The 24,929-nt window shown below is 67.2% G+C and carries 24 protein-coding genes and 1 tRNA gene; 23 read left to right on the forward strand and 2 right to left on the reverse strand.

Going from position 1 to position 24,929, the window contains the following annotated elements; all coding sequences use genetic code 11:
- The first annotated feature begins 17 nt into the window (after positions 1 to 17).
- The 3 genes from ADBZ5N_RS02270 to ADBZ5N_RS02280 are packed head-to-tail and all read left to right on the forward strand — an operon-like array spanning position 18 to position 2,787.
- On the forward strand, positions 18 to 932 hold the full coding sequence (locus ADBZ5N_RS02270; protein WP_526255864.1) for an LLM class flavin-dependent oxidoreductase: 915 nt from the start codon (positions 18 to 20) through the stop codon (positions 930 to 932).
- Entirely contained in the window at positions 929 to 2,089 is a 1,161-nt protein-coding gene (locus tag ADBZ5N_RS02275; protein WP_526255865.1) for an alpha-hydroxy-acid oxidizing protein, read from the forward strand. Before ADBZ5N_RS02270 ends, ADBZ5N_RS02275 begins: the two co-directional genes overlap by 4 nt.
- 17 nt (positions 2,090 to 2,106) lie before the next feature.
- Positions 2,107 to 2,787 carry a pyridoxamine 5'-phosphate oxidase family protein gene (locus ADBZ5N_RS02280; RefSeq protein ID WP_526255866.1) on the forward strand — a complete coding sequence of 227 codons (681 nt, stop codon included), beginning with the start codon at positions 2,107 to 2,109 and terminating at the stop codon, positions 2,785 to 2,787.
- Here the strand turns inward: ADBZ5N_RS02280 and ADBZ5N_RS02285 are convergent.
- Positions 2,767 to 3,171, reverse strand: a complete 405-nt coding sequence (locus tag ADBZ5N_RS02285; RefSeq protein WP_526255867.1) for a hypothetical protein — start codon at positions 3,169 to 3,171, stop codon at positions 2,767 to 2,769. The genes ADBZ5N_RS02280 and ADBZ5N_RS02285 overlap by 21 nt on opposite strands.
- Before the next feature lie 30 nt (positions 3,172 to 3,201).
- Positions 3,202 to 3,274: transfer RNA gene (locus tag ADBZ5N_RS02290), tRNA-Arg, on the reverse strand.
- A gap of 52 nt (positions 3,275 to 3,326) precedes the next feature.
- On the opposite strand from ADBZ5N_RS02290, the gene argS reads away from it, so the two are divergent.
- The 20 genes from argS to ADBZ5N_RS02390 form a co-directional block, all read left to right on the forward strand.
- Positions 3,327 to 4,979 carry an arginine--tRNA ligase gene (gene argS / locus ADBZ5N_RS02295; protein WP_526255868.1) on the forward strand — a complete coding sequence of 551 codons (1,653 nt, stop codon included), beginning with the start codon at positions 3,327 to 3,329 and terminating at the stop codon, positions 4,977 to 4,979.
- Between the two features lie 35 nt (positions 4,980 to 5,014).
- Complete coding sequence (gene lysA, locus ADBZ5N_RS02300; protein WP_526255889.1) at positions 5,015 to 6,394, forward strand: diaminopimelate decarboxylase; 1,380 nt, start codon at positions 5,015 to 5,017, stop codon at positions 6,392 to 6,394.
- Positions 6,391 to 7,704, forward strand: a complete 1,314-nt coding sequence (locus tag ADBZ5N_RS02305; RefSeq protein ID WP_526255869.1) for a homoserine dehydrogenase — start codon at positions 6,391 to 6,393, stop codon at positions 7,702 to 7,704. The genes lysA and ADBZ5N_RS02305 overlap by 4 nt, the downstream gene beginning before the upstream one ends.
- Positions 7,701 to 8,810: a threonine synthase gene (gene thrC / locus ADBZ5N_RS02310; RefSeq protein WP_526255870.1), complete on the forward strand. Its 1,110-nt coding sequence runs from the start codon at positions 7,701 to 7,703 to the stop codon at positions 8,808 to 8,810. The genes ADBZ5N_RS02305 and thrC overlap by 4 nt, the downstream gene beginning before the upstream one ends.
- A 41-nt stretch (positions 8,811 to 8,851) precedes the next feature.
- Positions 8,852 to 9,811 carry a homoserine kinase gene (gene thrB / locus ADBZ5N_RS02315; RefSeq protein ID WP_526255890.1) on the forward strand — a complete coding sequence of 320 codons (960 nt, stop codon included), beginning with the start codon at positions 8,852 to 8,854 and terminating at the stop codon, positions 9,809 to 9,811.
- Positions 9,812 to 10,061: 250 nt separating this feature from the next.
- Positions 10,062 to 11,768: a transcription termination factor Rho gene (gene rho, locus ADBZ5N_RS02320; RefSeq protein ID WP_526255871.1), complete on the forward strand. Its 1,707-nt coding sequence runs from the start codon at positions 10,062 to 10,064 to the stop codon at positions 11,766 to 11,768.
- A 71-nt stretch (positions 11,769 to 11,839) separates the two neighbouring features.
- The gene (gene fadD1, locus ADBZ5N_RS02325; protein WP_526255872.1) at positions 11,840 to 13,417 is read left to right on the forward strand and encodes a fatty-acid--CoA ligase FadD1; all 1,578 of its coding nucleotides are present in this window, start codon (positions 11,840 to 11,842) and stop codon (positions 13,415 to 13,417) included.
- A gap of 312 nt (positions 13,418 to 13,729) precedes the next feature.
- Positions 13,730 to 13,978, forward strand: a complete 249-nt coding sequence (gene rpmE / locus ADBZ5N_RS02330) for a 50S ribosomal protein L31 (RefSeq protein WP_526255873.1) — start codon at positions 13,730 to 13,732, stop codon at positions 13,976 to 13,978.
- 93 nt (positions 13,979 to 14,071) lie between these two features.
- Positions 14,072 to 15,151, forward strand: a complete 1,080-nt coding sequence (prfA, locus tag ADBZ5N_RS02335; protein WP_526255874.1) for a peptide chain release factor 1 — start codon at positions 14,072 to 14,074, stop codon at positions 15,149 to 15,151.
- Positions 15,148 to 15,993 carry a peptide chain release factor N(5)-glutamine methyltransferase gene (gene prmC, locus ADBZ5N_RS02340; protein ID WP_526255875.1) on the forward strand — a complete coding sequence of 282 codons (846 nt, stop codon included), beginning with the start codon at positions 15,148 to 15,150 and terminating at the stop codon, positions 15,991 to 15,993. The genes prfA and prmC overlap by 4 nt, the downstream gene beginning before the upstream one ends.
- On the forward strand, positions 15,990 to 16,664 hold the full coding sequence (locus ADBZ5N_RS02345; RefSeq protein WP_526255876.1) for an L-threonylcarbamoyladenylate synthase: 675 nt from the start codon (positions 15,990 to 15,992) through the stop codon (positions 16,662 to 16,664). The genes prmC and ADBZ5N_RS02345 overlap by 4 nt, the downstream gene beginning before the upstream one ends.
- Before the next feature lie 7 nt (positions 16,665 to 16,671).
- Entirely contained in the window at positions 16,672 to 17,883 is a 1,212-nt protein-coding gene (locus ADBZ5N_RS02350) for a glycosyltransferase family 4 protein (RefSeq protein WP_526255877.1), read from the forward strand.
- Positions 17,884 to 18,033: 150 nt separating this feature from the next.
- Entirely contained in the window at positions 18,034 to 18,531 is a 498-nt protein-coding gene (locus tag ADBZ5N_RS02355; RefSeq protein ID WP_526255878.1) for an ATP synthase subunit I, read from the forward strand.
- Positions 18,532 to 18,536: 5 nt separating this feature from the next.
- Positions 18,537 to 19,292, forward strand: a complete 756-nt coding sequence (atpB, locus tag ADBZ5N_RS02360; protein WP_526255879.1) for a F0F1 ATP synthase subunit A — start codon at positions 18,537 to 18,539, stop codon at positions 19,290 to 19,292.
- Positions 19,293 to 19,373: 81 nt separating this feature from the next.
- On the forward strand, positions 19,374 to 19,625 hold the full coding sequence (locus ADBZ5N_RS02365) for a F0F1 ATP synthase subunit C (protein ID WP_293223340.1): 252 nt from the start codon (positions 19,374 to 19,376) through the stop codon (positions 19,623 to 19,625).
- Positions 19,626 to 19,631: 6 nt separating this feature from the next.
- A complete protein-coding gene (locus ADBZ5N_RS02370; protein ID WP_526255880.1) occupies positions 19,632 to 20,147 on the forward strand; it encodes a F0F1 ATP synthase subunit B in 516 nt (171 codons plus the stop codon).
- Between the two features lie 11 nt (positions 20,148 to 20,158).
- The gene (locus tag ADBZ5N_RS02375) at positions 20,159 to 21,493 is read left to right on the forward strand and encodes a F0F1 ATP synthase subunit B/delta (protein ID WP_526255881.1); all 1,335 of its coding nucleotides are present in this window, start codon (positions 20,159 to 20,161) and stop codon (positions 21,491 to 21,493) included.
- 64 nt (positions 21,494 to 21,557) lie between these two features.
- Positions 21,558 to 23,204, forward strand: a complete 1,647-nt coding sequence (atpA, locus tag ADBZ5N_RS02380; protein ID WP_526255882.1) for a F0F1 ATP synthase subunit alpha — start codon at positions 21,558 to 21,560, stop codon at positions 23,202 to 23,204.
- Positions 23,204 to 24,127, forward strand: a complete 924-nt coding sequence (locus tag ADBZ5N_RS02385) for a F0F1 ATP synthase subunit gamma (protein WP_526255883.1) — start codon at positions 23,204 to 23,206, stop codon at positions 24,125 to 24,127. Before atpA ends, ADBZ5N_RS02385 begins: the two co-directional genes overlap by 1 nt.
- Before the next feature lie 35 nt (positions 24,128 to 24,162).
- The coding region (locus tag ADBZ5N_RS02390; protein WP_526255884.1) for a F0F1 ATP synthase subunit beta at positions 24,163 to 24,929 on the forward strand (767 nt) is incomplete at its 3' end.

Below are 24,929 nucleotides of genomic sequence, written 5' to 3' on the forward strand. Positions count from 1 at the left end.
ATGCCAGAATCGCCTAGATGCAGATAGGCATGACAATGCCGGTGATGGAGGCCGATCTCGACGCGGCGCTTCTGCGGCAGTGGGCGACCGGCATCGACCAGGGCCCGTTCTCATCGCTGTGCTGGGGTGAGCGCATCGCCTTCACCAACCCCGAGGCCCTGACACTGCTGGGCGCCCTGGCGGCCTGGACCGATCGGGTCCCACTGATCACCACGGTGGTGGTGCCGCAACTGCATGATCCGGTGCTGCTGGCCAAGTCGTTGGCCACCGGCGACATGCTGAGTGGGGGCAGGCTCACCGTCGGCGTTGGAGTCGGCGGCCGACACGAGGATTACCGGGCTGTGGGGGCTGATCCGTCGACCCAGACCATGCGGGAGATGGCCGACCGGGTCGCCATCATGAAGAGAGTATGGGCGGGGGAGAAACTCACCGAATCCGTTGTACCAGTGGGTCCCTCGCCTGTGCAGCACGCCGGGCCGCGACTGCTGGTGGGCACCGTCGGTCCCAAGACGCTGCGCAGTGCCGCGCAGTGGGCCGATGGTCTGGCCGGTATCACCCTCAATCTGGACGTCGCCGAACAGAATCGGCTGTTCGACGTGGGCCGTTCCGCCTGGGCGGAAGCGGGCAAGCCGGCGCCGCATTTGGCTACCTCGTTCTGGTTCGCCTTCGGCGAACCCGACGACGCCCGTGCCCAGATCCACCGTCACCTGCGCCACTACATGAACTGGATTCCCTCCGAGATCGTCGACGCGATGGCGCCCAGTACCGCCTTCGCCGGCACCGAGGAACAACTCGCCGAGGTGTTGCGCGGCTTCGCCGCCATCGGCACCAGCGAGATTCACCTCATCCCGACCAGTTCTGACCTCGACCAGTTGCGTCGGGCTGCCGACGTCGCCAGCAACTTCGGTTCCAAGACAAGGGGATTCCAATGAGCTTCGGCAACTACCAACTGGAGATCTACCTTCAGGGTCTGACCGGTGTGCTGCCCACCCTGCCGATGGCATTCGAGGAACTCCAAGCTCGCGCCGAACAGGCTCTGCCGCCGTCGATCTGGTCCTACGTCGCCGGCGGTGCCGGCGATGAACTCACCCAGCGGTCCAACGCGACCGCCTTTCACCGCTGGGGTTTGATCCCGCGGATGCTGGTCGGCGCCACCGAGCGCGACCTGTCCGTCGAATTGTGGGGGAGGCGCTGGCCTGCGCCGGTATTCATGGCGCCCATCGGGGTGATCGGCCTGTGCACCCGTGACCACCACGGAGACCTGGCCGCCGCCCGAGCGGCCGCCCGCACCGGCGTCCCGCTGTGCGTGTCGACTCTCACGATGGACCCCCTGGAGGATGTCGCATCCGAATTCGGCGACACCCCAGGCTTTTTCCAGCTCTATACGCCCACAGACCGCGAACTGGCCGAAAGTCTTGTGCATCGGGCCGAGGCGGCGGGTTACGCCGGAATCGTGGTGACCCTGGACACCTGGATTCCCGGCTGGCGACCCCGGGACCTGTCCACGGCGAACTTCCCGCAGTTGCGCGGGCTGTGCCTGGCCAACTACATCAGCGATCCGGTTTTCCGGGCCAAGGTCGACGCCGATGTCGACGCCGACCCGCGCAATGCCGTCATGCACTGGGTCAGCATCTTCGGGAATTCTCTGACCTGGAACGACTTAGGTTGGCTTCGGTCGATCACGTCGCTGCCGCTGATCCTCAAAGGCATCTGTCACTCAGAGGATGCGCGCCGTGCCGTCGACGCCGGTGTCGACGGCATCTACTGCTCCAACCACGGTGGCCGACAGGCCAACGGCGGCCTGCCCGCTATCGACTGTCTACCCGATGTGGTTGCGGCCAGCGGCGAGGTGCCGGTGCTGTTCGACTCCGGTGTGCGGTCCGGCGCCGATGTCGTCAAGGCACTGGCGCTGGGTGCATCAGCGGTCGGCATCGGCCGCCCGTACTCCTACGGGGCCGCACTGGCCGGAACCGACGGCATCGTGCACGTCCTGCGGTCGGTGCTGGCCGAGGCCGACCTCATCATGGCCATCGACGGCTACCCCACCCTGAAGGACCTGACACCGGAGGCGCTGCGTCGGGTCGGCTGACATGCGACGCTGAAGCGATGCTGCATCCGTCGACTGCCGTCTCCCGCCTTGCTGAGAGGCAGGCCACCGAGCGCGCGAAACTCGATGCCGTGCTCGACGCCACCCCGCTAGTGACAGTGGCTTTCGTCCGCGACGGTCATCCGGTCGCCCTGCCGGTCGGCGGTGCGCGAATTGGGGATGAACTGGTGATCCACGGGTCAACCGGATCGCCATGGCTGCGGGAATTGGCCGGCGGCGCACCGGTTTCGGTGTGCGCATCGGTCATAGACGGAGTTGTCGTGGCACGCAGCGGGTTCGAGTCGTCGTTCCGTTATCGCAGTGCAGTGCTGTTCGGAGCCTTCCGCCCGGTAGCCGACGACGCCCGGGTGGGTTACCTGCAGGCGCTCACCGACACCTTCATCCCCGGCCGGTCGGCGGAACTGCGGGCCAGCACCCCCCGCGAACTAGCCGCCACCCTGGCGTTGACGCTGCCGATCGGTGCGGACAACTGGTCGGTGAAGATCGGCGACGGCTGGCCGGAGGACAGCGAGGAGGATGTCGCCGCGGGTGGATGGGCCGGTGTGGTTCCCGTCGCCATGCACTACGGCACCCCGCTGCCGGCACCGGACTGCGACCCCGCGACTCCGATTCCGGCGTCGGTGCGGTCGATGACCGGTGTGGTGTCCAACTGCCGTTGCTCAGGCCAGCCGCGCGAGTAGCGCCGCTACGACGGCTCCGAGCGAGGCCGCCAGGGCCGCGCCGATCACGTAGTCGGCGAATCCAGGGTTTATCGTCGGCTCTCCCGTGAAGGGCAGCAGCACGGCGGCGGCCCACAGCGCTGTGCCGACCAGGGCCCCTTGCACCGCCGGGCCGGGCGCTTTGCCGCGTTCGGGGAGGGCCTTGGTCGCGCGCCACCGCGGCAAGGCGAAAGCCACGAGCGCGGTCAGGGCAGCGGCCATGATCGCGACGACGGCGAATCCAGGCGGCGGGGGCTTGTCGGCGCCCACGAAGGCCACCGCGATGAACAGGATCCCGGTGGCCGCGGCGATGACCCAATCTCGTGGTGCAGTACCGATTCCCGAGCTCCCAGTTGCGCAAATCATGAACGGACTCGTTGCGTGCTGGTCAGAGGGTGCCCCCGGCAGGATTCGAACCTGCGGCCTTCTGCTCCGGAGGCAGACGCTCTATCCCCTGAGCTACGGGGGCGCACATGCTGCGCCGTCGGGCGGCCCCAGCCTAACGCATAGGATAAACCCCCGTGACCCCCGCCGATCTCGCCGAACTGCTGCGCCGTACCGCCGCTGCGGTGCTGGCCGAGCACGGTCTGGATCCCGCCGCACTCCCGGCGACGGTGACCGTCGAGCGGCCACGCAATCCTGAGCACGGCGACTACGCCACCAACCTTGCCCTTCAGGTGGCCAAGAAGGTCGGTGCCAACCCGCGGGACCTGGCCGCTTGGCTGGCTGCGGCGCTGTCCGGCGCTGAGGGCATCGCCGCCGCCGACGTCGCCGGCCCGGGCTTTGTCAACCTGCGCATCGAGACCTCCGCGCAGGGTGTCATCGTCAGCGACGTGCTGACCGCCCAGGACGGCTACGGCAACTCCGATCTCCTCGACGGCCGCCTGATCAACCTGGAGTTCGTCTCGGCCAACCCGACCGGCCCGATCCACATCGGCGGCACCCGGTGGGCCGCGGTCGGTGACGCACTGGGCCGCCTGCTGAGCACCCAGGGCGCGGCAGTGGTCCGGGAGTACTACTTCAACGACCACGGCGCCCAGATCGACCGGTTCGTCACCTCCCTGATCGCCGCCGCCAACGGCCAGCCCGCTCCCGAGGACGGCTACGCCGGCGCCTACATCAGCGACATCGCCGACCAGGTGCTGGCCAAGGCACCCGATGCGTTGAGCCTGCCCGAAGCCGAGCAACGCGAGACTTTCCGGGAGATCGGTGTGGAGTTGATGTTCGACCACATCAAGTCCTCCCTGCACGACTTCGGCACCGATTTCGACGTTTACACCCACGAAGACTCGATGCACACCACTGGCCGGGTCGAGCAGGCCATCACCAAGCTCCGTCAGAACGGCGCGATCTATGAGAAGGACGGCGCAACGTGGTTGCGCACCACCGAATTCGGTGACGACAAGGACCGCGTGGTCATCAAGAGCGACGGTCAGCCCGCCTACATCGCCGCTGATCTCGCCTACTACCTGGACAAGCGGCAGCGCGGTTTCGACCTGTGCATCTACATGCTCGGTGCCGACCACCACGGATACATCGCCCGACTCAAGGCCGCCGCGGCGGCTTTGGGCGAGGACCCCGACACCGTGGAGGTTCTGATCGGGCAGATGGTGAACCTGGTCCGAGACGGAGCGCCGGTCCGGATGAGCAAGCGGGCCGGCACCGTGATCACCCTGGACGATCTGGTCGAGGCGATCGGCGTCGACGCCGCCCGCTATGCCCTGATCCGTTCCTCGGTGGACACCCCGATCGACATCGACCTGGCGCTATGGTCCGCGGCGTCGAACGAAAACCCGGTCTACTACGTGCAATACGCGCACGCCCGGCTGTGCGCGCTGGCCCGCAACGCCGCTGAACTGGGCCTTTCACCTGACGCCGGGCACCTGGACCTACTCAGCCACGACAAAGAGGGCACCCTGATCCGCAACCTCGGCGAGTTCCCGCGGGTGCTGCAATCGGCGGCCACCTTGCGTGAACCGCATCGGGTGTGTCGCTACCTGGAGGACCTGGCCGCCGACTACCACCGCTTCTACGACTCCTGCCGGGTGCTGCCGATGGGCGATGAAGCACAGGGGAACCTTCATCAGGCCCGGCTTGCGTTGTGCGAGGCCACCCGGCAGGTGATCGGGAACGGCCTGGGAATCCTCGGCGTAACCGCCCCGGAGCGGATGTGAACGTCCATCCGGCCGGACCCCGGCATGCCGAGGAGATCAAGCACACCGACGCCCCGCCCCGGCCGCAGGGCGCCGACGATCTACTGGGTCTACCGCCGAATGTATGGCCCCGTAACGTGTTTCGTGCCGACGACGGACAGGTGCAGGTGGCCGGTCTCGCGGTGACCGACTTGGCCGGGCAGTACGGCACCCCGCTGTTCGTCATCGACGAGGACGACTTCCGGGGCCGCTGCCGTGAGATGGCCGCGGCGTTCGGCGGCGGCGGCAACGTGCACTACGCCGCCAAAGCCTTCCTGTGTGGCGAGATCGCGCGGTGGGTCGCGCAGGAGGGTCTGTCCCTCGACGTCGCCACCGGCGGCGAACTGGCGGTCGCCCTGCACGCCGGATTTCCGGCCGAGCGGATCGCCCTGCACGGCAACAACAAATCCGTCGACGAACTCACCGCGGCTGTCAAAGCCGGCATCGGTTACGTGGTGGTCGACTCGATCACCGAGATCGACCGTCTCGACGCCGTCGCCGGTGAGGCCGGCGTGGTGCAGAACGTCATGGTTCGGGTGACTGTCGGGGTCGAGGCCCATACCCACGAGTTCATCGCCACCGCCCACGAGGACCAGAAGTTCGGACTGTCCCTGGCCGCCGGCCAGGCGATGGACGCGGTGCGCAAGGTCTTCGCGGCGCACAATCTGCGCCTGGTGGGCCTGCACAGCCACATCGGATCACAGATTTTCGACGTCGACGGTTTCGAACTCGCCGCCCGCCGGATCATCGGACTGCTGCGCGACATCGTCGCCGAATTCGGGGTGGCCAAAACCTCCCAGATCGCCACGGTGGACCTCGGCGGCGGTCTGGGGATCGCCTATCTGCCCGCCGATGATCCGCCGCCGGTCGGCGACCTCGCGGCCAAGCTGACGGCCATCGTGCGGGCCGAGTCCGCCGCGGTGGGGCTGCCGGCGCCGCGGCTGGTGGTGGAACCCGGTCGGGCGATCGCCGGCCCCGGAACCATCACGCTCTATGAGGTCGGCACCGTCAAGGACGTCGCCGTCAGCGCTACCGCGCACCGGCGCTACATCAGCGTGGACGGCGGTATGAGCGACAACATCCGCACCTCCCTCTACGGTGCCACTTACGACGTCCGCCTGGTGTCGCGGGCCAGTTCGGCAGCGCCCACGCTGGCCCGCATCGTCGGAAAGCACTGCGAAAGCGGCGACATCGTCGTCCGCGACGCGTGGGTACCCGACGACGTGACTCCCGGGGACCTGCTCGCGGTGGCGGCCACCGGGGCCTACTGCTATTCCATGTCCAGTCGGTACAACCTGGTGGGCCGACCGGCGGTGGTCGCCGTCCGCGACGGTCGCGCCCGTTTGGTGCTGCGCCGGGAGACGATGGACGATCTACTCAGTCTGGAGGTGCGGTGACGAACACGAGTTCTGCGAAGCCGATCGGGGTCGCGGTGCTGGGCCTGGGCAACGTCGGACGCGAAGTGGTCCGCATCATCGATGAGAGTGCCGCCGACCTGGCCGCCCGGATCGGAGCGCCACTGGAGTTGCGGGGTGTGGCGGTCCGCCGGGTGGACGGCGGCCGCGGCGTTCCGATGCAGATGTTGACCGACAACGTCGAGGATCTGGTGTCCCGGGAAGACGTCGACATCGTGGTGGAGGTGATGGGGCCGGTCGAACCGGCGCGCAAAGCCATCCTGACCGCCCTGGAGCACGGCAAGTCGGTGGTCACGGCGAACAAGGCGCTGCTGGCCCAGTCCACCGGCGAACTGGCCGAGGCGGCCGAACGTGCCCGCGTCGACCTCTACTTCGAGGCCGCGGTGGCCGGAGCCATTCCGGTGATCCGCCCACTGACCCAGTCGCTGGCCGGTGACACCGTGGTGCGGGTGGCCGGCATCGTCAACGGCACCACCAACTACATCCTTTCCGAGATGGCCTCCACCGGAGCCGATTACGCCTCGGCCCTGGTCGACGCCAGCGCGCTGGGCTACGCCGAGGCCGACCCCACCGCCGACGTCGAGGGTTACGACGCGGCCGCCAAGGCGGCAATCCTGGCCTCCATCGCCTTCCACACCCGGGTGACCGCCGACGACGTCTACCGGGAGGGCATCACCAAGGTCTCACCCGCCGACTTCGATGCGGCGCGTGCGCTGGGCTGCACAATCAAGCTGCTGGCCATCTGTGAGCGGATCAATGACGATGGGCAGCAACGGGTGTCGGCTCGGGTCTATCCGGCGCTGGTACCCCTGGAGCATCCCCTCGCCACCGTCAACGGGGCGTTCAACGCCGTGGTGGTCGAAGCCGAGGCGGCCGGCCGGCTGATGTTCTACGGCCAGGGCGCCGGGGGTAATCCGACCGCCTCAGCCGTCATGGGTGATGTGGTGATGGCCGCGCGCAACCGGGTGCACGGCGGCCGCGGACCGCGCGAGTCGCGCTATGCGCAATTGCCGATCGCGCCGATTGGCATCATCCCGACCCGCTACTACGTCAGCATGACCGTCAAGGATCGCCCAGGTGTATTGGCCGCGGTGGCAACCGAATTCGGGCGACGCGAGGTCAGCATCGCGGAGTTGCGCCAGGATGGTCTCGTCGGTGAGGATGCCCGGATCGTCGTCGTCACCCACCGCGCGACTGACTCGGCACTGTCGGACACAGTGGCCGCGTTGGCCGGCCTGGATGTCGTGGACGAGGTCACCAGCGTGCTGCGCCTGGAGGGGACCGCCGAATGACCGATGAGCGGCGTTTGCGCGGGTTTGCGGACTGCCGTGGCCGCGTCGGATGCTCCTGGCCGGGACTGATCGAGGCCTACCGTGACCGGTTGCCGATGGCTGCGGACTGGACGGCGGTGACACTGAAGGAGGGCGGAACCCCACTGGTACCGGCCCCCCGACTGTCCGAGAAGACCGGCTGCACAGTGCATATCAAGGTGGAGGGACTCAATCCCACCGGTTCGTTCAAGGACCGCGGAATGACGATGGCGGTCACCGAGGCGGTCGCCACCGGAAAGCAGGCGGTGCTGTGCGCCTCCACCGGAAACACCTCGGCGTCGGCCGCCGCCTATGCGGCCCGCGCGGGCATCACCTGCGCGGTGCTGATCCCGCAGGGCAAGATCGCGATGGGCAAGCTGGCGCAGGCGGTGATGCACGGGGCCAAGATCATTCAGATCGACGGCAACTTCGACGACTGCCTGGAACTGGCCCGCAAGCTGACCGCCGACTACCCGACCATCTCGCTGGTCAACAGCGTCAACCCGGTCCGCATCGAGGGTCAGAAGACGGCGGCCTTCGAGATCGTCGACGTCCTGGGCTACGCCCCCGACATCCACGCCCTGCCGGTCGGCAATGCCGGGAACATCACCGCGTACTGGAAGGGCTATACCGAGTACCACCGCGACGGGCTCTGCGAAGGCCTGCCCCGGATGCTGGGAACCCAGGCCGCCGGCGCCGCCCCGCTGGTGCTGGGCCACCCGGTGAGCAAGCCCGAGACCCTGGCCACCGCGATCCGGATCGGCTCCCCGGCTTCCTGGGACGGCGCGATGGCCGCCCAGCAGGAGTCCGGCGGGCGGTTCCTGGCTGCCACCGATGACGATCTGCTGGCGGCTTATCACCTGCTGGCCCGCGAGGAGGGAATCTTCGTCGAACCGGCGTCGGCCGCCAGCGTCGCCGGCCTGCTCAAGGCGGCCGAGGACGGCTGGGTGCGGCCCGGTTCGACGGTGGTGTGCACGGTCACCGGCCACGGACTCAAAGACCCCGACACCGCGCTGCGCGATATGCCGACCGTGACTCCGGTTCCGGTCGATCCGGCCGCGGTGGTGGCCGCTCTGGGCTTGGGCTGAGTCGAGTGGGATCGGAGTTGACTGTGCTGCTGCCGGCTGGCATGACCGGCAGTTCCACCGTGGCTGCCTCCAGTGCCAACCTCGGTCCGGGGTTCGACAGTCTGGGTCTGGCGTTGGCGCTCTACGACGACATTGTGGTCGAAACAACGACCGGCCCAACGATTGTCACAGTCGAAGGGGAGGGGCAGGGCCAGGTTCCCACCGGCGGCGACAACCTGGTGGCAGTCGCGATCCGCCGAGGTTTGCAGGCAGCCGGTGTTCAAGTGCACGGCCTGAAAGTCCACTGCCGCAACATGATTCCGCATTCCCGCGGGCTGGGTTCATCGGCTGCCGCCGTTGTCGGCGGGCTGGCGGCCGCCAATGCCCTTGTGGCGCAGACCGACTTGACGCCACTGACCCCGCAGCAACTGATTCAGTTGTCTGGTGAATTCGAGGGACACCCCGACAACGCCTCGGCCTCGGTGCTCGGCGGTGCGGTGGTGTCCTGGACACAGGACCCCGGCCCCGGTGGTGCCGGTATCGGCATCGAGGCACCCGGCTACTTCGCCGCACCCTTGCGGCTACACCCCGACATCCGGTTGTTTGCGGGTATTCCGGAGGTGCGTTCGTCGACCGCGGAGACCCGGGTGCTGCTGCCGGCGCAGGTCAGTCATCAGGCGGCGCGCTTCAACGTCAGCCGTGTCGCTTTGCTGGTCCTCGCACTCACGGAGCGCCCTGATCTGCTGATGCCGTCGACCGAGGACCAACTGCATCAGCCCCAACGCGGCCCGGCCATGCCGGAATCAGCCCAGTACCTGCAGCTTCTGCGCAATCACGGGATAGCGGCGGTGCTTTCCGGGGCCGGGCCGTCGGTATTGGCCCTCACCGACGGGGCCGACCTGCCGGACGAGGTTCGCGGTTTTGCCGCCGAGCACGGGTTTGCCACCGCGGAGGTTGGCGTCGGGCAGCCGGTGCGGTGGAGCGCCGACGTCGCCGTCGGCGCGCAGGAGAAATGCAGGTGAGGCTTTCTTGCCTCGAACTGGGAAGCGGGTTATTCTCAGAAGCGTCCAGCAACTGCAGCGTAGGTACTGCGCCGACACTAGGACGATCACCAAACTTTTGAGTGTGTAATTCAGTGGACTGAACGGTTGGCCTGCTGGCCTCAGCCCGGCACCCACAGACACCGATTGAGGTGAGACTTCGCGTTCAGCGAATCGGCTGAACGCCGGAAACCCCCGTGAGATGAGAACGCGGGGGAGAGAAAGGAAATCCGTGACGGATACGGACCTCATCGCGGTCGACGACGCCTCTGCCAGTTCGGAGAACCCGGCGCAAGAACCCGCTGAAGCTTCCAATGACTCCAGGGGTTCTGCGGGAGGCTCGCTGGCCACCATGGTGCTCCCCGAGTTACGCGCCCTTGCCAGTCAGGTCGGCGTCAAAGGGACATCGGGCATGCGGAAGAACGAACTGATCGCCGCGATCACAGAGATCCGCGGGTCCCATAACGGTGGCCACTCGCAACCCGAATCTGCCGAGCAGCAGGATGCCCAAACCCGCCACGACAAGCCGCGCCGCACCGATGACGCATCGTCGGCGCAGGTCGACGGCACCGGTACGGCAGCAGAGCCCGCCCCGGCCGAAGCGCAAGTCGGTGAGCAGGGCGGCGCGGAAGCCGGCGCCGGCGGCCATCAGGGCGGTCCACCGGGAGACGACGGCGAAGGCCGCGGTGGGCGGCGCGGCCGCCGGTTTCGGGACCGCCGCCGCCGCGCTGATCGGCCCGGTGGCGAGGGCGGCGGAGAGACCGAACTGCGCGAGGACGACGTCGTCCAACCGGTCGCCGGCATCCTCGACGTCCTCGACAACTACGCCTTCGTGCGGACCTCCGGCTACCTGGCCGGGCCCAACGACGTCTACGTCTCGATGAACATGGTCCGCAAGAACGGCCTTCGCCGCGGCGACGCCGTCACCGGTGCGGTGCGGGTGCCGCGCGAGGGCGACGGCGGCGGCAACCAGAACCAGCGCCAGAAGTTCAACCCGCTGGTGCGTCTGGACAGCGTCAACGGCGGCCCCGTCGAGGCGGCACGCAACCGCCCGGAATTCGGCAAGCTCACCCCGCTGTACCCCAACCAGCGGCTGCGCCTGGAGACCACCACCGAGAAGCTCACCACCCGGGTCATCGACCTCATCATGCCGATCGGCAAGGGACAGCGCGCGCTGATCGTCTCGCCGCCCAAAGCCGGCAAGACCACGATCATGCAGGACATCGCCAACGCGATCACCCGCAACAACCCGGAGTGCCACCTGATGGTCGTGCTCGTCGACGAGCGGCCCGAAGAAGTCACCGATATGCAGCGCTCGGTCAAGGGTGAGGTCATCGCCTCGACCTTCGACCGGCCGCCGTCGGACCACACCCAGGCCGCTGAGCTGGCCATCGAGCGGGCCAAGCGCCTCGTCGAGCAGGGCAAGGACGTCGTGGTGCTGCTCGACTCCATCACCCGCCTCGGTCGCGCCTACAACAACGCCTCGCCGGCGTCTGGGCGCATCCTGTCCGGCGGTGTGGACTCCACCGCGCTGTACCCGCCCAAACGGTTCCTCGGTGCGGCCCGCAATATCGAGAACGGCGGTTCGCTGACCATCATCGCCACCGCGATGGTCGAGACCGGCTCCACCGGCGACACGGTGATCTTCGAGGAGTTCAAGGGCACCGGTAACGCCGAGCTCAAGCTGGACCGCAAGATCGCCGAACGCCGGGTGTTCCCGGCCGTCGACGTCAACCCCTCGGGCACCCGCAAGGACGAACTGCTGCTGTCCCCGGACGAGTTCGCGATCGTGCACAAGCTGCGCCGGGTGCTCTCCGGTCTGGACAGCCATCAGGCCATCGACCTGCTGATGAGCCAGCTGCGCAAAACCAAGAACAACTACGAGTTCCTGGTCCAGGTCTCCAAGACCGCGCCGGGCGCGATGGACAACGACGACTGACCTGGCTCGCCATTTCGGTGCGCTAACGTGCGCTGGGCGCCTGTTTGCGCACCCAAATCACCGGAGGTCAGGTGGCGGAGACCGTCCAGAAGCTGCTGCGTGAGCGCCTCACCGACGACGCACCCGCAGTCAAGTACGGCGACCGGGTCTGGACGTGGGCGCAGTACCTCGACGATGCGGCCCGCCAAGCCGCCGCCCTCATCTCCCTCGCCGACCCCCGTCGGCCCCTGCACGTAGGCACCCTGCTGGGAAACACCCCGGCGATGCTCACCGCACTGGCCGCCGCGGGTCTGGGCGGCTATGTGCTGGCCGGTATCAACAACACCCGCCGCGGTGCGGCGCTGGCCCGGGATATCGCCCGGGCTGACTGTCAGATCGTGCTGACCGACACCGCGCACCGCGGGTTGCTCGCCGGCCTCGAGCTACCGGGCGTGCAGGTACTCGACGTCGACTCCGACGCGTGGACAACGCTGCTGGCCTCAAGCGGCGACCTGCGCCCGCACGCGGAGCCCGCCCCGACCGACACCTTCATGCTGATCTTCACCTCCGGCACCAGCGGCGAGCCGAAGGCCGTGCAGGTGGCGCACATGATGATCCCGTTCTCGGGAAGCGCACTGGTGCAACGCTTTTCGCTCACCGCAACCGACGTCTGCTATCTGTCCATGCCGCTGTTCCACTCCAATGCGCTGCTTGCCGGGTGGGCGGTGGCGCTGTGCGCCGGCGCCGCCATGGCACCCGCTGCGTTCTCGGCCTCCGGCTTGCTTGCCGACCTGCGCCGCTACGGCGCCACCTACCTGAACTACGTCGGCAAGCCACTGGCCTATGTGCTGGCCACCCCGGAACAGCCCGACGACGCCGACAACCCGCTGCGGGTGGCGTTCGGCAACGAAGCCGGCGAACGCGACGTCGCCGAATTCGGCCGCCGGTTCGGCTGCACGGTCTGGGACGGATTCGGATCCACCGAGGGTTCGGTGATCATCGCCCGCGACGGGGACTGCCCGCCCGGCTCGGTGGGCCGCGGCTTCCCCGGTGTGGCCATCTATGACCCGCACACCGGCACCGAGTGCCCACCCGCGCGGTTTGGCGCGGGCGGAGTGCTGCTCAACCCTGATGAGGCCATCGGCGAAATCGTCAACACCCACGGCGCCGGGTTGTTCAGCGGCTACTACAACGACGCCGAGGCCACCCGCGAGCGATTGCGCGGCGGCATGTACTGGTCCGGTGACCTCGGCTACCGCGATGCCGACGGCTGGATCTATTTCGCCGGGCGAACCGGTGAGTGGCTGCGTGTCGATGGTGAGAACCTGGCCTGCGCGCCGATCGAGAGGATTCTGCACCGACTGGATCGGGTGAGCCGGGTAGCGGTATATGCGGTGCCCGACGAACTGGCCGGGGATGCGGTGATGGCCGCTCTGGTTCTGCGCGAGGGTGCAACGCTGTTGCCCGAGCAGTTCGGGGAATTCCTGGTGGCCCAACCGGACCTGTCGCCGAAGGCGTGGCCCCGCTTCGTCTGGATCGCCGGCGATCTTCCGCTGACAGCGACCAACAAAATCGTCAAGCGACAACTGAGCGCGCAGGCCACCGATGTACCGGACGGCGTGCTGTGGGAGCGGTTTGGCCGCGAAACCCCCGGCTACCGGCAACGTTGATCGCCGCGTCGCAGGCTGCGACGCGGCGATCGAAGACGGCATGGACAGTTGACGCTCGCCGCTCACCGCAGGCCTGGTGACCAAGGGGTCACCGGCGGGGTGGGCACCGTTCCCGACCAGGGGAGGCCGACCGGCAGGATGCCGCCTACCTCGGAATACCCGGCCTGTCCTGCCCCGAAACCCCTGCTCGGGCCGACTCGGGCCGGTTTGGGCCGGTGCGGGCCCGACTGGCATACTTGGGGGCGAATCACCTCAGGTACCGGTTCACGTCCGCAACCCGGGCGACCCGGCGACCAGAACAGAAGAGGACCTATGAAAACCGGCATTCACCCCGCCTACGTCGAGACCACCGTGGTCTGCGGCTGTGGCAACAGCTTCACCACTCGCAGCACCAAGGAGAGCGGCCACATCGTGGTCGAGGTGTGCTCGCAGTGCCATCCCTTCTACACCGGTAAGCAGAAGATTCTCGACAGCGGCGGCCGGGTGGCCCGTTTCGAGAAGCGCTACGGGAAACGTGCCGGCGCCGCCGCGGACAAGTCCGGTGAGGCCACCGACAAGTAGTTGCCCAGGCGACGCCCGTCTGCCGTTTCCACGACAGGACGGGCGTCGGTGTGCATTACGGCACAGGCAATACCGACGGGCAAAGGACCAACGATGACGCTGAGCGCCCCCGCTGTTGCGATCGACGCCATCGTGTCCGAGCACGCCGACCTAGAACGACAACTCTCCGATCCCGAATTGCACAGCGACGCCGGGAATGCCCGGCGGGTAGGCCGGCGGTTCTCCCAGTTGGCGCCGATCGTGGCCACCTACCGCAAACTTGAGGCGGCGCGCGGGGATCTTGAGGCGGCCCGCGAGTTGGTCGCCGACGACTCGTCCTTCGCCGCCGAGGTCACCGAACTTCAAGCCCGGGTGGCCGAACTCGACGACCAACTGACCGACATGCTGGCACCGCGTGATCCGCACGACCCCGACGACATCGTGCTGGAGGTCAAGTCCGGGGAGGGCGGCGAGGAGTCGGCGTTGTTCGCCGCCGACCTGGCCCGGATGTACATCCGGTACGCCGAACGGCGCGGGTGGGCGGTGACGGTCCTCGACGAGACATTCTCCGACCTCGGCGGCTACAAAGAGGCGACGATCTCCATTGCCAGCAAGAGTGACTCGCCCGACGGTGTGTGGTCGCGGCTGAAATGGGAGGGCGGCGTGCACCGGGTGCAGCGGGTACCGGTGACCGAGTCCCAGGGCCGGGTGCACACCTCGGCGGCCGGGGTGCTGGTTTACCCCGAGCCCGAAGAGGTCGAAGAGGTGCAGATCGACGAGTCCGATCTGCGTATCGACGTCTACCGCTCCTCGGGCAAGGGCGGTCAGGGCGTCAACACCACCGACTCGGCGGTCCGGATCACCCACCTGCCGACCGGCATCGTCGTCACCTGTCAGAACGAACGCTCCCAACTGCAGAACAAAGCCCGAGCCATGCAGGTGCTGGCCGCCCGACTGCAGGCACTCGCCGAGGACCAGGCTCAAGCCGACGCCTCGGCCGACCGGGCGAGTCAGATCCGCACCGTGGACCGCTCCGAGCGGATCCGCACCTACAACTTCCCGGAGAATCGGATCGCCGATCACCGGATCAACTTCAAAGCCCACAATCTCGATCAGGTCCTCGACGGCGATCTCGACGCACTGCTCGACGCGCTGGCAGCCGCCGACAAGCAGTCGCGGCTAGAGCAGGCATGAGCCGCCATCAACTCCGCGCCGCCATCGCCGTGGCTGCTGACATCCTGGCCCAGGCCGGCATCGACACCGCCCGCACCGATGCCGAACTGCTGGCCGCGCACGCGGCCGGCACCGAGCGCGGGCGGCTGACACTACTGGAACGGACCACCCCCGAATTCCTGGAGCGCTTCCAGGAGGCTGTCGCTGAGCGGGCCAAACGCGTTCCGCTGCAACACATCACCGGGACGACGGCATTCGGTCCGGTGCAGCTGCAGGTCGGGCCCGGTGTGTTCATTCCGCGCCCGGAGACCGAGGCGCTGCTGGAATGGTCGCTGAGGCAAGCTCTTCCGGACAATCCGGTCATCGTCGACCTCTGCACTGGATCCGGGGCGCTGGCCATCGCGCTGGCCGCCCACCTCCCCGGTGCCACGGTGATCGGTGTGGACGACGATCCCGCGGCGCTGGAGTACGCCCGCCGCAACGCCGCAACGACGACGGTGCAACTGATCACCGGCGACGCCACCGATCCTCGCCTGCTGCCCGAATTGATCGGTACCGTCGACCTTGTGGTGGCCAATCCGCCTTACATTCCGCGCGGCGCCGTCCTCGACCCCGAGGTGTCCCGGCATGATCCGGCGCGCGCCTTGTTCGGCGGCGACGATGGGATGTCGGTGATCACCCCGGTCGTCCACCGCGCCGCGGACTGGCTCAAAGCCGACGGTCTGCTGGCCGTCGAACACGACGACACCACCTCGGCGGCGTGTGTGGCGACCGTCGAGGGTGTCGGCGCCTTCACCGAGGTGACCGCCCACCGCGACCTCACCGGCAGACCGCGGTTCGTGACGGCTCGGCGCGCCCGATGACCCAGTTCCTGGACTGCCGCAACCCGGAGAACCGGGCCGAGGCCATCACGGCGGCGGCCGCGGCCCTCAAGAGCGGGCGACTGGTCGTGATGCCCACCGACACCGTCTATGGCATCGCCGCGGACGCCTTCGACAGCCAGGCCGTCGCCGCCCTGCTCGCGGCCAAGGGTCGCGGCCGGGATATGCCGGTCGGTGTGCTGGTCGGCTCCTGGCACACCATTGAGGGTCTGGTGTACTACGTGCCCGACGCCGCCCGGGAACTCATCCGCGCCTTCTGGCCCGGCGCGCTGAGCCTGGTGGTGCAACAGGCTCCGTCGTTGCGGTGGGATCTCGGCGACGCCCGGGGCACCGTGATGCTGCGCATGCCCCTGCATCCGGTGGCCCTCGAACTGCTGCGGGAAACGGGTCCGCTGGCGGTCTCCAGCGCCAACATCTCCGGGCAGCCGGCGGCCACCACCGCCGAAGAGGCCCAGCACCAGCTGGGTGGCCTCGTCGACGTCTATCTCGATGGCGGGCAGGCGCAGCAGCAGGCCGCGTCGACCATCGTCGACCTCACCGGTGCCACGCCGCGTGTCCTGCGGGAGGGACCGGTCAGCGTGGCGGCGGTCGCCGAGGTGATCGGGGTGGACGCCGAAATACTGACGGCCCCGGCGCCGACCGTGGGCGAGTAGGCCCGCGATGGCCGCCGACGTGCTCTACCTGGCGCTTTCGGATCGCGGGGCCGGTGTCCCACTGCGTGAACTGACCTTGGTTGGTTTAACCGCCGCAGCCGTCACCTACTTCGCCACCGGCGGGGTGCGGGTGCTGGCGACCCGGTTGGGTGCGGTCGCCTACCCCAGGTCGCGGGACGTCCACCTTGCGCCCACCCCCCGGATGGGCGGGCTGGCCATGTACCTCGGCGTGGTCACCGCCGTGTTCCTGGCCTCCCAGCTACCGGCACTCACCCGTGGGTTCGTCTACTCCTCCGGAATGCCCGCGGTGGTGATCGCCGGTGGACTGATCATGGGCATCGGCCTCATCGACGATCGGTGGGGGCTGGATGCCCTGACCAAGTTCGCCGGGCAGATCACCGCTGCCAGCGTGTTGGTGACCATGGGCGTGGCCTGGAGCGTGCTCTACATTCCGTTCGGCGGAGTGGGCACCATCGTGCTTGATCAGGTGTCCTCGATCCTGCTCACCCTGGCCCTGACGGTCGCGGTGGTCAATGCGATGAACTTCGTCGACGGTCTTGACGGGTTGGCAGCGGGCCTGGGGCTGATCACCGCGATGGCCATCTGCATCTTCTCTGTCGGCCTGCTGCGTGACCACGGCGGGGATGTGCTGTTCTATCCGCCGGCGGTGATCTCGGTGGTGTTGGCCGGGGCGTGCCTGGGCTTCCTGCCGCACAACTTCCATCGGGCCCGGATCTTCATGGGAGATTCCGGTTCGATGCTGATCGGGTTGATGTTGGCGGCGGCCTCCACGACGGCGGCTGGACCGATCTCGCAGAGCGCCTACGGCGCCCGCGACGTCTTCGGCCTGCTGTCCCCATTCCTGCTCGTGGTGGCTGTGGTGTTCGTGCCGGCACTGGACATGCTGCTGGCCATCGTGCGGCGCACCCGGGCCGGGCGTAGCCCGTTCAGTCCGGACAAGATGCACCTGCACCACCGACTCCTACAGATCGGTCATTCCCACCGCCGCGCGGTGCTGCTGATCTACCTCTGGGTGGGGTTGGTCGCCCTTGGCGCTGCCAGCAGCATCTTCTTCGATCCGCGCTACACCGGCGCGGTGCTGCTCGCGGCCCTCGTGGCGGCCGTTGTCGTGACCGTCATCCCCCTCGTCCGCGGTGAGAACATGCCCGACGACGACGAGTTGACGGCGCTCTACGACACTCTTTACGACAGCAAGTAGTAGGCCCCACCTAACTCCCGGTTACCGCTGATGAACGTGTGGTACCGTGCCGTTGCGAGCGCCCCCTGGGGCCCCTTCTCCAGCAGAAGAACACGCTCCAGCAGAAGTACACGACGGATACGCCAGACCGACGCGATTGTGGGTTGACCTGTGACGACGCCAGCGCCAGATGCGCCGTTGGTGTTCCCGTCGGTGGTTTTTCAGCCGTTGCGACTGCTGATCATCTGTGCGGCGCTTACCGCGGTTGCAGTCGCGGTGGCCGCTTGGGCCGGCCAGGCGCTGTACGGGGTGTTCTTCGGAATCGGACTGGGTCTCGGTCTGATCAACGCTCTACTGGTGCGCCGGTCGGTGGCCTCAATCACCGCCGACGCCCACCCGCTCAAGCACAAGATGGCGCTCAACTCGGCCACCCGACTGCTGCTCATCACCGCCATCGGGCTGATCATCGCCTTCGTCTTTCGCCCGCCCGGACTGGGTGTGCTGTTTGGCCTGGCGCTGTTCCAGGTCGTCCTGGTGCTCAGCACCGCACTTCCGGTGTGGAGGAAGATCCGCACCGGTGATCCGGACGCGCTTGCCGAGGATGGAAGCGCTCCGGTGGATTCTTATCGCAATCCCGCCTCAATTGCCGACAACATGTTCAAGGATTGAGCACCATGACCGAAGAGATCCTCGCCGAGGGTGCCATCGAGGTCGGCCACCACACCACGGCCACCTGGCTTGGTATGACCGTCAACACCGACACCATCTACGCGACCCTGGTCGCCGCGGCCGTCACACTTGGTCTGGCCTTCTTCCTGAAGGCCAAGATCACCTCGACCGGTGTACCCAACGGCGTGCAGCTGTTCTGGGAGGCCATCACCGTTCAGATGCGCGGCCAGATCGAGGCCGCCATCGGCATGAAGATCGCGCCGTTCGTGCTGCCCCTGGCAGTGACACTCTTCGTCTTCATTCTCGCCGCGAACTGGATCGCAGTGCTGCCGGTGCAGTACGGCACCGCTGAAGGCGGCACCCACGAGTTGCTCAAACCGCCGGCGTCGGACATCAACTTCGTGCTGGCGCTGGCTCTGTTCGTATTCCTCTGCTACCACGCAGCCGGAATCTGGCGCCGCGGCTTCATCGGCCACCCCGTCAAGCTGCTCAAGGGCCACGTCGCATTCCTGGCCCCGATCAACCTCGTCGAGGAGATCGCCAAGCCCATCTCGCTGTCGCTCCGGCTCTTCGGCAACATTTTCGCCGGCGGCATCATGGTGGCCCTGATCGCGTTGTTCCCGCCGTACATCATGTGGGCGCCCAACGCGATCTGGAAGACCTTCGACTTGTTCGTCGGTCTGATCCAGGCGTTCATCTTCTCGTTGTTGACGATCCTGTACTTCAGCCAGTCCATGGAACTGGATGAGGAGCACCACTAGAACCAACTCGAGTCTTGTGCTCGACCCCCGAGCAAACCACAGCCCTGGTAGGACTCCTACCAACAATCAAGGAGGAAAGTAATGGCAGACCCACAAATCGTTGCCGGCGCCCTGATCGGCGGCGGGCTCATCCTGGGCGGCGGCGCCATCGGTGCCGGTATCGGCGACGGTATCGCCGGTAACGCGCTGATCTCCGGTATCGCGCGCCAACCCGAGGCGCAGGGCCGCCTGTTCACCCCGTTCTTCATCACCGTCGGTCTGGTGGAGGCGGCGTACTTCATCAACCTCGCGTTCATGGCGCTGTTCGTCTTCGCCACGCCCGGCGCCTCCTAAGCAGCCATGGGGGACGTGAGCGTCACCGTGTTGGCGGCTGGGGAAGGCGGTACCCAGAACTTCCTCATCCCCAACGGCACCTTCTTCTTCGTGCTGGCCATCTTCTTGATCGTGCTCGGCGTGATCGGCAAGTTCGTCGTGCCGCCGATCCAGAAGGTGTTGAGTGAGCGCGAACGGATGGCGGCACAGACCGCCGAGGACAACCGCCGGGCCGCTGCGCAGGAGGCCGCCGCAGAGGCCGATTACAACAAGGAGTTGGCCACCGCCCGCTCCGAGGCCGCGGGCATCCGCGACGCTGCCAGGTCGGAGGGCCGGCAGGTCATCGACGATATGCGTACCCGGGCCAACGACGAGGTCTCCGGCACGCTGCAGGAAGCCAACGACGAACTCAAGCTTCAGAGCGACGCCATCGCGCCCACCCTGAATGCGTCGGTGGAGACGTTGTCGCAGACATTGGCCAGCCGGGTGCTCGGCGTTTCGGCGTCGAGCACCCCGGGCTACTCCTCGGCGTCGACGGTCTAGGGCGGTAGCGAATGTCAACATTCATCGGGCAGCTGGTCGGTTTCGCCGTCATCGTCTGGATCATCACCAAATTCGTGGTCCCGCCGGTCCGCAAGCTGATGAACGCCCAGAAAGAAGCCGTGCGCACTCAGTTGGAGGAGAGCGCCAAGGCCAAGCAGCGGCTCGCCGCTGCCGATCAGTTTCACGCCAAGCGGGTCGACGAGGGTCGCACCGAGGCCCGGCACATCGTCGATGAGGCCCGCACCGACTCGGTGCGCATCGCCGAGCAGTTGCACGTGCAGGCCGGCGTCGAAGCCGAGCGGATCAAAGTCCAAGGCGGTCAGCAGGTCTCGCTCCTGCGCTCCCAGTTGATTCGCCAACTGCGCGGCGACCTCGGTGGCGAGTCGGTTCGCCGAGCTACCGAATTGGTCAAGGCGCACGTCGCCGATCCGCAGAACCAGTCGGCCACCGTGGACCGGTTCCTCGACGAGTTGGATTCCATGGCCCCGGCCGCATTCGCTCCGGAAGTGGCGGCCAGCGACCTGCGTTCGGCAAGTCGGGACGCCCAGGGCGCCGTCGTGGCCCGATTCGATGCGCTGTCCGGATCGCTCAGCACAAGCGATTTGTCGACCCTGGCCGATGAACTGGTCGCGGTGACGAACCTTCTGCTGCGCGAGCCGATGCTGGCCCGACACCTTGCTGAGGCGACCGGCGAGACCGACGCCAAGAGGCAACTGGTGCAACGAGTTCTCGGCGGTCGGGTCGGCACGACCACGCTCGACCTGCTCGATGCGGCGGTATCGGTGCGGTGGTCCAAGACCGAGGACTTCGGAGGTGCTCTCCAGCATGTTGCGCGGCTCAGCCTGTTAGCCAAGGCTGAACGCGATTACCAGACCGACGAGGTAGCCGAACAGCTGTTCCGGTTCGGGCGCGTTCTGGACTCTGAGCCGCAACTGACCACGCTGCTCAGTGACTACTCCAAGCCGTCCTCGGACCGCGTCGCGTTGCTGCGCGGCATTCTTGATCGAGCCAGCGGCACCAATCCGACGGCTGCGGCACTGCTTACCCACGCGGTGGAACTGCTCCATGGCGAGCGTGCCGACGAAGCGGTGCACGAAGTGGCCGAACTCGCGGTGGCCCGCCGCGGGGAACTTGTTGCCCAGGTCAGCGCCGCGGCCGACCTGAGCGACAGTCAGCGCCGGCGGCTGACCGAGATCCTCGCCCGCATCTACCACAACCCCGTTTCGGTGCAGCTCAGTGTCAACCCTGAGCTGCTCGGCGGGCTGTCGGTCGCCGTGGGGGACGAGGTCATTGATGGAACACTGTCATCCCGGTTGGCCGCAGCAGCGACGAAGCTGCCCGACTAGCCGCCACCAAAAGCCGAAACCCGATCTACTCCAAAGACATCCAGAGGCAGGAAGACGAAAAGCCATGGCAGAGTTGACAATCTCCGCACAGGACATCGAGGGCGCCATCGAGAGCTACGTCTCGAGCTTCGAGGCGGGCACCGGGCGCGAGGAGGTCGGTACCGTCATCGACACCGGTGACGGCATCGCCCACGTCGAGGGTTTGCCCTCGGTGATGACCCAGGAACTGCTGGAGTTCGCCGGCGGTGTGCTCGGCGTGGCGCTCAACCTCGACGAGCACAGCATCGGCGCGGTGATCCTCGGTGAGTCGGACAAGATCGAGCAAGGCCAGCAGGTCCGGCGGACCGGCGAAGTGCTGTCGGTTCCGGTGGGTGATGCGTTCCTCGGTCGGGTGGTCAACCCGCTTGGGCAACCCATCGACGGGCGGGGCGACGTCGCCGCCAGTACTCGCCGCGCGCTGGAACTGCAGGCCCCGTCGGTGGTCGAGCGCAAGGGCGTCAGTGAGCCGCTGCAGACCGGGATCAAGGCCATCGACGCCATGACCCCGATCGGGCGCGGCCAGCGACAGCTCATCATCGGCGACCGCAAGACCGGAAAGACCGCCGTCTGCGTCGACACCATCCTCAACCAGCGACAGAACTGGGAGACCGGCGACCCGAATAAGCAGGTTCGCTGCGTCTACGTCGCGATCGGACAGAAGGGCACCACCATCGCCAGCGTGCGTCGCGCGCTGGAGGAGGGTGGTGCCATGGACTACACCACCATCGTCGCCGCCCCGGCATCGGATTCCCCGGGCTTCAAATGGCTTGCGCCCTACACCGGTTCGGCTATCGCCCAGCACTGGATGTACGACGGCAAGCACGTCCTGATCGTCTTTGACGACCTCACCAAGCAGGCCGAGGCCTACCGGGCGATCTCGCTGCTGCTGCGCCGGCCGCCGGGCCGTGAGGCCTACCCCGGCGACGTCTTCTATCTGCACTCGCGTCTGCTGGAGCGCTGCGCGAAGCTCTCCGACGAACTCGGCGGCGGCTCGATGACCGGCCTGCCGATCATCGAGACCAAGGCCAACGACATCTCGGCCTACATCCCCACCAACGTCATCTCGATCACCGACGGCCAGTGCTTCCTGGAGACCGACCTGTTCAACCAGGGCGTGCGACCGGCCATCAACGTCGGTGTGTCGGTGTCCCGCGTGGGCGGCGCGGCGCAGATCAAGGCCATGAAGGAGGTGGCCGGCTCACTGCGCCTGGATCTGTCCCAGTATCGCGAGCTGGAGTCCTTCGCAGCCTTCGCCTCCGACCTCGACGAGGCATCCAAGGCGCAGCTGGAGCGCGGCGCTCGGTTGGTGGAACTGCTCAAACAGCCGCAGTACACCCCGATGGCGGTCGAGGACCAGGTGGTGGCCATCTTCCTGGGCACCAAGGGCCATCTCGACTCGGTGCCGGTGGCCGATGTGTCCCGCTTCGAGTCGGAGTTCCTCGAGCATCTGCGGGCGTCGAATTCCGGGATCCTCAGCGAGATCAAGACCTCGCAGAAACTCTCCGAGGACACCGACGTTGCGCTCACCGAGGCGGTGGCCGAATTCAAGCGCGGCTTCGCCACCACCGACGGTAGTTCGGTGATCCCCAACGAGCACGTCGCCGCCATGGACGAGGCGGACGTGGAGAAGGAAGCCGTCAAGGTCCGCAAGCCCGCCCCGAAGAGGAAGTAATGGCAGCCACCCTCCGCGAACTTCGCGGACGCATCAAATCTGCTGGGTCGATCAAGAAGATCACCAAGGCCCAGGAGTTGATCGCCACCTCGCGCATCGCCAAGGCGCAGGCGAGGGTGGAGGCAGCCCGGCCCTATTCGGCCGAGATCACCAACATGCTGACCGAACTCGCGGCTGAGTCGGCGCTGGACCATCCACTGCTGGTGGCGCGGGAGAATCCCAAACGGGCCGCGGTGCTGGTGATCTCGTCAGACCGCGGACTGTGCGGCGCTTACAACGCCAACCTGTTGCGGCGCTCCGAGGAGTTGATGGCACTGCTGCGCGAGGAGGGCAAGCATCCGACCCTCTACGTGGTGGGCCGCAAAGCGCTCAGTTACTTCACTTTCCGTAACTGGGCGGTCACCGACTCGTGGATCGGCTTCTCGGAGAAACCCACCTACGAGCAGGCCCAGGAGATCGCGACCGCCATGGTGACGGCCTTCCTGGCCGGCGCCGACGATGAAGGCGACAACCCTGGCGACGATGGCGTCCTGGGCGTCGACGAACTTCACATCGTCTTCACCGAGTTCCGGTCGATGCTCTCGCAGGTGGCTGAGGCGCGCCGGATCGCCCCGATGGAGGTGGAGTACGTCGAAGAGGACACCGGGCCGCACACCCTGTTCTCCTTCGAACCGGACGCCACCACACTCTTCGAGTCGCTGCTGCCGCGTTACGTCGCTACTCGGATCTTCTCGGCACTGCTGGAGGCGGCGGCGTCGGAGTCGGCCTCGCGGCGGCGGGCGATGAAGTCGGCGTCGGACAACGCCGACGATCTGATCAAGATCCTCACCCTGATGGCCAACCGGGAGCGGCAGGCCAAGATCACCCAGGAAATCAGCGAAATCGTCGGCGGCGCAAACGCTCTGGCCGACGCAGCGAAATAGACCCCCGTCGGAATGCTTAGGAAGCGAAGACTGAAATGACCGAGACCACCGTCATCTACGCCAGCGACAGCGGTGACAGCAGCAGCACAGTCACCAGCGCAGTCACCAGCACCAGTGGCACCAGCAGCTACAGCAGTGGCGGCGCGAGCAGCAGCAAAGAGGGTGCCGGCCGCGTGGTGCGGGTCACCGGACCGGTCGTCGACGTGGAGTTCCCGCGCGGGTCGGTGCCGGAGCTCTTCAACGCCCTGCACGCCGACATCTCCTTTGGGCCGATGGCCAAGACGCTGACCCTTGAGGTTGCTCAGCACCTCGGCGAGAACCTGGTGCGCACCATCTCCATGCAGCCCACCGACGGGCTCGTTCGTGGCGTCGAGGTCATCGACACCGGCGCCTCGATCTCGGTGCCGGTCGGTGATGGCGTCAAGGGGCACGTGTTCAACGCGTTGGGCCAGTGCCTGGACGAACCCGGATACGGCAAGGACTTCGAGCACTGGTCGATCCACCGCCGCCCGCCGGCCTTCGACGAGCTGGAGCCTCGCACCGAGATGCTCGAGACCGGTCTGAAGGTCGTCGATCTGCTCACCCCGTACGTGCGTGGCGGCAAGATCGCGCTGTTCGGCGGTGCCGGCGTGGGCAAGACCGTGCTCATTCAGGAGATGATTAACCGTATCGCCCGCAACTTCGGCGGCACTTCGGTGTTCGCCGGGGTTGGCGAGCGCACCCGTGAGGGCAACGACCTGTGGGTGGAACTTGCGGACGCCAACGTGCTCAAGGACACCGCGCTGGTGTTCGGCCAGATGGA

Origin of the sequence: Mycobacterium sp. (assembly GCF_044370595.1) — a bacterium.
Lineage (GTDB): Bacteria > Actinomycetota > Actinomycetes > Mycobacteriales > Mycobacteriaceae > Mycobacterium.